Raw genomic sequence first — 7,718 nt, 5'->3', positions numbered from 1 at the left:
TGGCGCCGGCTGGTGGGCCGCCCTGGAGGTGCCCGCGGGACTGCTGCTGGCCTGGGTCGCCTCCGCGGTGATCCTGCGCTGGTCGCCCCGCCGCGACCAGCCGGGGTACACCTGGCTGGCCTTCGGCTCCGCGGTCCACCTGGTGCTCTGGGTCTCGGCCACGTGGCTGCTCGCGCTGTACGTCGGACGCAGCGGCGCGTTCGGTGCCGTCTACGGACCGCTGACCGCGTTCATCGCGCTGCTGCTGTGGGCCAACCTGACCGCGGTGGCGCTCTTCCTCGGCATCGCCTTCGCCGCCCAGCTGGAGGCGGCCCGGGCCGGCCTGCGGACGCCGGTGCGGCCGGATCCGGGCCCGGGCGACTGACGCCCCGGTCCGCCGGCGCGGCCGGGTGCTACGCCGGGTCGCGGGGCGGGGCCATCGCCCAGCGGATCCCGGCGGTCACGGCCGTGCCCAGCGGCCGTACGCACACCGCCTCGGCCGGCGGCACGCGTGGCAGCCACAGGGCGCGCGAGGCCCAGCGCGGCAGCAGGGAGACCGCGTTGGCGGCGATGACGCCGTACGGGAGGCGGGCGAGGAGCGGGACGGGCGGGTTGAGCAGCAGGAACCGGGCGGTGCCGCGTGCCTCGGCGGTGGTGCGCAGCTCGCCGCGGTAGGCGGCCAGCCGCTCGTCGAGGCCGGCGCGGTCGACGGGCGGGTCGGGCACCCCGAGCGCCGTGGCGACGCGGGCCATGTCGGCCACGTAGGCGTCGCAGCCCTCGTCGTCCAGGGGCCGGGCGCCGTAGCGCTGGTGGGCGCGCAGGAAGCTGTCGACCTCCGCGATGTGCACCCAGCACAGCAGGTGCGGATCGGCCGCGGAGTACGCCCGGCCGTCGGCGGTGGTGCCGCGCACCCGGTCGTGGACCGCCCGCACCCGGTCGCAGGCCTCCTGGGCGCTGTCGGCCGTTCCGAAGGTGGTGACGGCCAGGAAGGTGCTGGTCCGCTGGAGCCGGCCCCAGGGGTCTCCGCGGAATCCGGAGTGCGCCGAGACGGCGGCCATGGCCAGGGGGTGGAGCGACTGGAGCAGCAGGGCGGACAGGCCCCCGATGAACATCGAGGCGTCACCGTGGACCCGCCTGACGGGCCGGTCGGGTGCGAACCAGCGGGGTCCGGGTGTGCCGTGGATGCGGGCGCGGTTGTCGCGGCCCTCGGGCCCCGCCACCTTGGAGAAGATCATGTCGCCGAGCCGTGCGCGCGGGTCGGCCGGGCGGTCTGCGGGGGGACGTCTCATGGCTGCCGTGCCCTCCTTCGCCGGGGAGCGGACGGGTCTCATGAGTAGTCTGCCCAGGTCCGTCCCGAGGAGGCATGCGCGGCGCGGGCCGGCTCAGGCGCAGGCCCAGGCCGACATTCCCTGCATGCGGGCCAGCCGCTCGGCCACCTTGATCTGCTCCTTGCGGGTGGCGAGGTCCGCGCGCGGCGCGTACGTGAGGCCGCCGGCCGCCTCCCAGCTCGACTGCTTGAACTGGAGTCCGCCGTAGTGGCCGTTGCCGGTGTTGGCGTGCCAGTTGCCGCTGGACTCGCACTGGGCGATGGCGTCCCAGTCCGCCGTGCGCAGGTGCGCCGGCGAGGCGGCCGCCTGCGTGGCCGTTCCCAGGACGGCGGCGGCGACCAGGGCCAGCAGGACGGACGGGAGGCCGCGGCCGTACGAGACGGTCCGCGTGCTCGTAGCACTCGTGATGCTCGTATGAGCATGTCGTCTACAGATCATACAAAGACTGTTACACCAGGTGACCGCGGACCGTCGCGGCGGCCGCGTCCGTATTGCGCCGGACGGAGCAGCCGGTCGTCATCCGGTCGCCCCTACCCCCACAACTCGTCGCTGTCGCACACCCGGGCGCCCATGTTGCGCTCCATCATCCGCAGCGCGGCGTCCGCGAGGTCGGCGTGGATGTGCGCGACCGCGTCCCTCGGCACGACGACGTCGAGGTGGCGGATGTGCGCGTCGAGCGCCGAGTAGAGCACGCACTGCTCGGTCACCTGCCCGCACAGCACGAGCCGGTCGATGCCCTGCTCGTGGAGCAGATACGTCAGCGGGGTCTCGAAGAAGATCGAGTGGCGGGCCTTGACCACGAAGAGCGAGCGGTCGTCGGGCCGCAGCGGCTCGACGAGCCCGGCGTGCGGTCCGGACAGGGCCTGGTCGAGGATCTCCCCGTGGTGCGAGCGCCACTCGCCGAAGTTGTCGTTGACGTAGATCACGGGCACGTCCGCCCGCCGCGCCCGGTCCAGCAGGCCGGCCACCACCGGCACCACGCGTTCCACGGACGGGATCAGCTGGTCGGCGTCCTTGTGGTCATAGGTGTTGATCATGTCGATGACGATCAGTGCGGTCTTGCCCATGCCGTCCAGGTTGCCACCGGAGAGGGAAGGAGGGGTTCCGCCGGGCCGACGGCGCCGCGGGAGGCCGTCGAACGTCACCACGACGCCCGGTCCGGCAGCTCCGGCTCCGCGCAGGGTTCCGCCGCCCACGGCTCGGGCCCCGTGCCCTCGCTCCACGCGCGCAGCCGCCACTGGTCGACGCAGACTATGCCGCACTGCTCGGCGTAGTCGGCGGCGGGCGCGGTGAAGTCGCTGCTGGTGACGAGGATCGCCACGTCGGCCTCGTGGACGGTGAAGCAGGTGCCGCCGAAGCGCTGGAGTTCCTCGGAGCCGACCTTGTTGTCCTCGCCGTAGCGCTTGCACTGGATGACGAGGCGCCGGCCGTCGGGGGCCACCGCCAGCACGTCGGCGCCGAGGTCTCCGGCCCCGCCCACGACCTCGACCTCGGCGCATCCGTCCCGTACGCACAGGTCGGCTATCGCCTGCTCGAACTCGTCGGGGCTCAGGGTGTCGTGGTCGGGGAACGCCACCGCGGTGACCTCCGTGGTGGGGACCTCCATCGGGGGAACCTCCACCGTGGTGGCCTCCGCGGCGGGGGCGGCCATCGTGGGGAGCCCGGCGCCGGACCTCGGCGCCGGGACCGGTCCGGCGGGGCGCTCCGCGTCCAGCGCGTCGAGCGCCGTCGCCGTGGCCTGCTCCAGGGCGTGCGTGGTGCGGCGGGCCAGCCTCGCGGTGGAGAAGCCGGACCGTCCGCGCCGGCCGAGCACGAGGGCCATCGCCACGCCGAGCAACAGCAGCACGGCCCACGCGGGACGGTGCTCGGCGACACCGAACGCCATGCGCACCACCAGGCCGACGAGGCCGAGGCCGAGGGCGGCGAGCGCGAAGAACATGGCGGTCGCGCGCAGGTCGAAGCGGCGTCCGACGGGCAGACGGCGTGTCCGTTGCTCGGGTGAGGTCACGGGCGGGTCCTCCTCGGGGAGCCGATGTGAAGATCACCTGTGCGTCTGCCCTCGGGCGGCGCGGCCAGTCGCGGTGAACACCCCGCGCGTACCGGTCACATGACACGCCGTCGGATGGCTCATCGTCCGCCGCCCCCGAACCCTTCGGGCATAACGTGCAGAATATGAAGAAATGCCATGTCGTGTACCTGGTGTGCACCGCCGCGATGGTCGGAACGGGTCTTGGTGCGGCTCCCGCGAGCGCCTTCCCGGACGTCCCCCACATCCCCACGGTCCACGTGGTCCACCCCGGACAGTCGATCCAGAAGGCCGTGGACGCCGCCAAGACGGGTGACACCGTCCTCGTCAGCGTCGGCACCTACCGCGAGAGCGTCACGGTGAGCACCCCCGGGCTCACCCTGCGCGGCATGGGCCGGCACACCGTCGTCGAGCCGAGCACGAAGAAGGCCACCGGCACCTGCGCCGAGAACGGCAACGGCATCTGCGTGGTCGGCACGAAGGACAAGAAGGTCAAGGACGTCACCGTCGCCTCCCTGAAGGTGACCGGGTTCGCCCGCGCGGGCGTGTTCTCGATGGCCACCGACGGGCTGACCGTCCGCAACGTGACGGCCGACAAGAACGACGTGTGGGGCATCGCCCAGGAGCGCTCGGTCCGCGGCGTCTTCCGCGACAACACCGCCCGGGACAACGGCGACGCGGGCATCTTCCTCGCCAACACCATCAAGGCGGAGCAGGGCGCCGAGGACACCCGCGGCACGGTCGTCGAGGACAACCGGCTCGAGGGCAACCGCATCGGCGTCACCGTCCGGCGGCTGCGCGACCTGACCGTGGCGGACAACCGCATCAGCGGCAACTGCGCGGGCGTCTTCGTCGTCGGCGACGAGAACAGCCCCAGGGCCGGCGACCTCGTGGTGCGCGGCAACCACGTCGCTCGCAACAACAAGTCGTGCCCGAAGACCGAGCGGCTGCCCGCCCTCCAGGGCTCCGGCATCGTCCTGACCGGCACCGAGAAGGTCCGGGTCACGGCCAACACGGTCGAGGGCCACGCCGGCACCTCCCCGCTGTCGGGCGGCATCGTCCTGTTCAAGAGCCTCGTGGGCGTCAACGGCGAGCAGAACGAGGTCAGCCGCAACACGCTGCGCGACAACTCGCCGGCCGACCTCGTCAGCACCGAGACGGCCACGAACAACACCTTCAGCGCCAACTCCTGCCGGGCCTCCAAGCCCGCGGGACTGTGCTGACGCCCCGGCCGTAACCACCCGTCGACCGAAGAAGGAAGGACAGCGGCACATGACGACCGTACAGACCGCCCCTCCCCCGCCGATGCGGCTGAGGGAGCTCGTGTTCGGGGCGGCATGCGCCGCCGCCCTGCGCGCCGCCGCACGGCTCGGCGTCGCCGACGCCCTCGGCGAGACCCCCATGGCCGTGGAGGACCTCGCGGCCGCGGTGAAGACCGAGCCGAGGCCGCTGCGCCGGCTGCTGCGCGCCCTGACCTGCTACGGCGTCTTCGCCGAGCACAAGGACGGGACGTTTGCCCACACCGACATGTCCCTGCTGCTGCGCGAGGACGACCCGCACAGCCTGCGCAACATCACGCTGTGGTGCACCGAGCCGTGGACGTGGGACGCGTGGCCCCGGCTCGACGAGGCCGTGCGGACCGGCCGGAACGTCGTCGAGGACCTGTACGGCAAGGAGTTCTTCACCTACCTCAACGAGGACGCCCCCGAGTCCGCCGAGGTCTTCAACCGTGCGATGACGACGTCCAGCCGGCAGTCCGCCGAGGACGTCGCCGCTCTTCTCGACCTGTCGGGAAGCAGGTCGGTCGCGGACATCGGCGGCGGGCAGGGGCACGTGGTGGCGAGCCTGCTGGAGAAGTACCCGTCGATGCGGGGCGTGCTGCTCGACCTCCCGCGCGTGGTCGAGAACGCCGACCCGCGGCTGCGCGAGGGAGGCGCGCTCGCGGACCGCGTGCGCGTCGTGCCGGGCGACTGCCGCGCCGCCGTTCCCGTCCAGGCCGATGTGTACATCATCAAGAACATCCTGGAGTGGGACGACGACAGCACCGCCCGCGCCCTGCGCAACGTCATGGAGGCGGGCGGCCCCGGGGCGCGGGTCGTGGTCATCGAGAACCTGGTCGACGACTCGCCCTCGATGCGCTTCAGCACCGCCATGGACCTGCTGCTGCTCCTCAACGTCGGCGGTGCCAAGCACACCACCGACAGCATGGTCGGCCGGCTGACCGACGCGGGCCTCGTCATCGACGACATCCGCCCGGTCAACCCCTACCTGCACGCCTTCGACTGCACCGTGCCGCCCAAGTAGCAGGCCGGTCGCTAGGCCCGGAAGAACGGCCGCCGGACCGCGTACGTCGCGGTCCGGCGGCCGTCGGGTTTCCGGCCCGGCGCCGCTCAGGCGCCGGGTGAGCGGCGGTCGGTGACGGGGTCCATGCGGGCGCCCCTGAGGGCCCGGGCGAGGTCGTCGCCGCGTTCCCGGGCGGGGGCGTCCGCACCGGGCGTCTCGTCCAGGAGCGTCGTGAGCTCGGCCGCCTGGGCGGCGTCGGGCAGACCGAGGGCGACCGCGGAGTCGCAGGCGTCGAGACCGCCGCGTACGTCGATCAGCCGGACCACGACGTCGTCGCGCTGGAAGATGGTGCTGCACAGGACCGGGCTGCGCGGGTCGTCCGCCGCCGCCTCGTCCCGCTGGGCCAGCAGCCGGGCCAGCCGCGTGCCGCAGCCCGGGCGCGCCGGGTACGACAGCGCGTGCCGCTCCGCCTCCGGCTCCTCCTGCCCCGCCGTCACGTGGTGGACGGCCGGCAGCGCGGCCCGGGTGTAGAAGACCCGGGCGGACTCGGGGTCGCTCAGGTCCCGGTCCTGCTCCAGGTACGGGTTGAGGGCCTCCTCGACGGCCCTGACCTCCGGCTGCTGGGCCACGTGCCGCAGCGCCGCGAGCAGGTCGCCCCGCACCTCGATGGCCCGCACCACACGGTTGCCGTGCATGAACAGGGAGGTGCGCAGCAGCCGGGTGTTGGCGTCGACCTGCGGTTCGGGTGCGGCGTAGTCGGCGAGGAGCTTGGCCACGGACTCCTCGCTGCCGGGCTCGACCGTGAAGGTGAGCGCGTGGCGGATGACGCCGTCGCCCACCCGGGGCGCCGTCTGGAGACCGCCCCGGGCCGCCTCGGCGCCGGTCGCGGGGCCGCCGGTCTCGCGGACCACGTGGAAGCGGAGCGACCTGGTGTCCCGTACGCAGCTGTGCAGCGGCTTCACCATCCGCACGTGCTCCTCGCTGCTCACCCAGTCGAGGAACGGCGGGGCGCTCTCCCACTCGCTGGTGATGAGCCACTGGGACGGGTTCTCGATGGACTGGCACAGCTGCTCGCTGACGTGTCCGGGCACGGACTCGACGTGGCTGCGCAGCTGCTCGTACGTCTCCAGGAACTGCTGCTGGGCTCCGTCGTTGACGTCCACCAGCAGGACGACGCGGAGCCTGGAGCCGTCGAAGACGGACTGGGAGACACGGTGCGACACCTGTCGCGTCAGCGGTTCCGAAGCAGGGCTGGACATGGTGGTCATCCTGCGCACATCTCCTTCGCGGGGGCGGTACTGAACGTCGGCCGCGGTGATGCGACGCCAGCGCCTCGATCCTGTGCCCGCCCCCGGGAGGGCGCGACTCGTATGAACTACGCGGGTGACCGGCGCGGACGGGCGCCGGGGCGGACTCAGGTGAGGTGTGCGAAGACCACCAGGTTGTCGGTGTAGTCCTTGACCGTGCGGTCGTAGTCGCCCGCGCAGGTGATGAGCCGTACCTCCGGCCGGTCCGCGTCGCCGTACACGCGGCTGCTGGGGAAGTCGTCCTTGGCGAAGGTCTCCAGGCTGTCGACGACGAAGGACGCCGTGCGTCCGTCGGCCCGTTCGACGTGGAAGACGTCGCCCTTGTCCAGCTGGTCGAGGCGGGCGAAGACGGCGGCGGACGTCTTGGTGTCGACGTGTCCGGCGATGATCGAGGTGCCGGTCTCGCCGGGGGAGGCTCCCTTGGCGTACCAGCCGACGAGGTTGGTGTCGTCCGCGGGCGGGGGCTGGAGCTGCTTGTTCTCGCCGACGGCGAGGTCGGTGAAGGGGGCGTCGACGGAGATCTCCGGGATCAGCAGACGCACGGGTCTCGACCGGGGCAGCTCCGTCACCCGGTCCTCGCCGGGCGGGTCGGCGGACGCGTCGGCGGCGGGCGGGTCCCCGGCGGCCGCCGGAGCCGACGCCCCGGCCCCGGGGGCCAGCGGCGGACGGGAGGAGTCGGCCGACGTGTCGTGCCCGCCGAGCAGGCTCATCGCCAGGAGCAGGAGGGCGACGGCGCACAGCACCGTCCAGCCTCCGCGGGAGCCGGAGGGGGCCGGGGCGTCACCGGCGGGTGGG

The 7,718-nt window shown here is 73.0% G+C and carries 9 protein-coding genes; 3 read left to right on the top strand and 6 right to left on the bottom strand.

The features are described from left to right. A partial coding sequence (locus tag GTW67_RS07930; RefSeq protein WP_202436954.1) for a YhjD/YihY/BrkB family envelope integrity protein occupies positions 1-364 on the top strand: 364 nt, incomplete at its 5' end. 28 nt (positions 365-392) lie between these two features. Here the strand turns inward: GTW67_RS07930 and GTW67_RS07925 are convergent. The 4 genes from GTW67_RS07925 to GTW67_RS07910 form a co-directional block, all read right to left on the bottom strand. Next, complete coding sequence (locus tag GTW67_RS07925; RefSeq protein WP_161164098.1) at positions 393-1,268, bottom strand: oxygenase MpaB family protein; 876 nt, start codon at positions 1,266-1,268, stop codon at positions 393-395. Between the two features lie 93 nt (positions 1,269-1,361). Beyond that, positions 1,362-1,745 carry a transglycosylase family protein gene (locus GTW67_RS07920; RefSeq protein ID WP_161164097.1) on the bottom strand — a complete coding sequence of 128 codons (384 nt, stop codon included), beginning with the start codon at positions 1,743-1,745 and terminating at the stop codon, positions 1,362-1,364. Positions 1,746-1,837: 92 nt separating this feature from the next. Further along, positions 1,838-2,374: a cysteine hydrolase family protein gene (locus GTW67_RS07915; protein WP_161164096.1), complete on the bottom strand. Its 537-nt coding sequence runs from the start codon at positions 2,372-2,374 to the stop codon at positions 1,838-1,840. 74 nt (positions 2,375-2,448) lie between these two features. Further along, a complete protein-coding gene (locus tag GTW67_RS07910) occupies positions 2,449-3,315 on the bottom strand; it encodes a restriction endonuclease (RefSeq protein ID WP_161164095.1) in 867 nt (288 codons plus the stop codon). A 164-nt stretch (positions 3,316-3,479) separates the two neighbouring features. On the opposite strand from GTW67_RS07910, the gene GTW67_RS07905 reads away from it, so the two are divergent. Both GTW67_RS07905 and GTW67_RS07900 read left to right on the top strand, forming a co-directional pair. Continuing rightward, entirely contained in the window at positions 3,480-4,556 is a 1,077-nt protein-coding gene (locus GTW67_RS07905) for a right-handed parallel beta-helix repeat-containing protein (protein ID WP_161164094.1), read from the top strand. Positions 4,557-4,605: 49 nt separating this feature from the next. After that, a complete protein-coding gene (locus tag GTW67_RS07900) occupies positions 4,606-5,637 on the top strand; it encodes a methyltransferase (RefSeq protein WP_161164093.1) in 1,032 nt (343 codons plus the stop codon). A gap of 86 nt (positions 5,638-5,723) precedes the next feature. On the opposite strand, the gene GTW67_RS07895 is transcribed toward GTW67_RS07900, so the two are convergent. Both GTW67_RS07895 and GTW67_RS07890 read right to left on the bottom strand, forming a co-directional pair. Continuing rightward, complete coding sequence (locus tag GTW67_RS07895) at positions 5,724-6,884, bottom strand: SchA/CurD-like domain-containing protein (RefSeq protein ID WP_161164092.1); 1,161 nt, start codon at positions 6,882-6,884, stop codon at positions 5,724-5,726. A 146-nt stretch (positions 6,885-7,030) separates the two neighbouring features. Beyond that, positions 7,031-7,718: class F sortase (locus GTW67_RS07890; protein ID WP_524539759.1), on the bottom strand; the 688-nt coding region annotated here is incomplete at its 5' end.

It is taken from the genome of Streptomyces sp. SID5910 (genome assembly GCF_009862125.1).
In the GTDB taxonomy this organism is placed as follows: Bacteria; Actinomycetota; Actinomycetes; order Streptomycetales; family Streptomycetaceae; genus Streptomyces.
The sequence above is the reverse complement of the archived record's forward strand: the minus strand, read 5'-3'. Positions and strand labels throughout refer to the sequence as shown.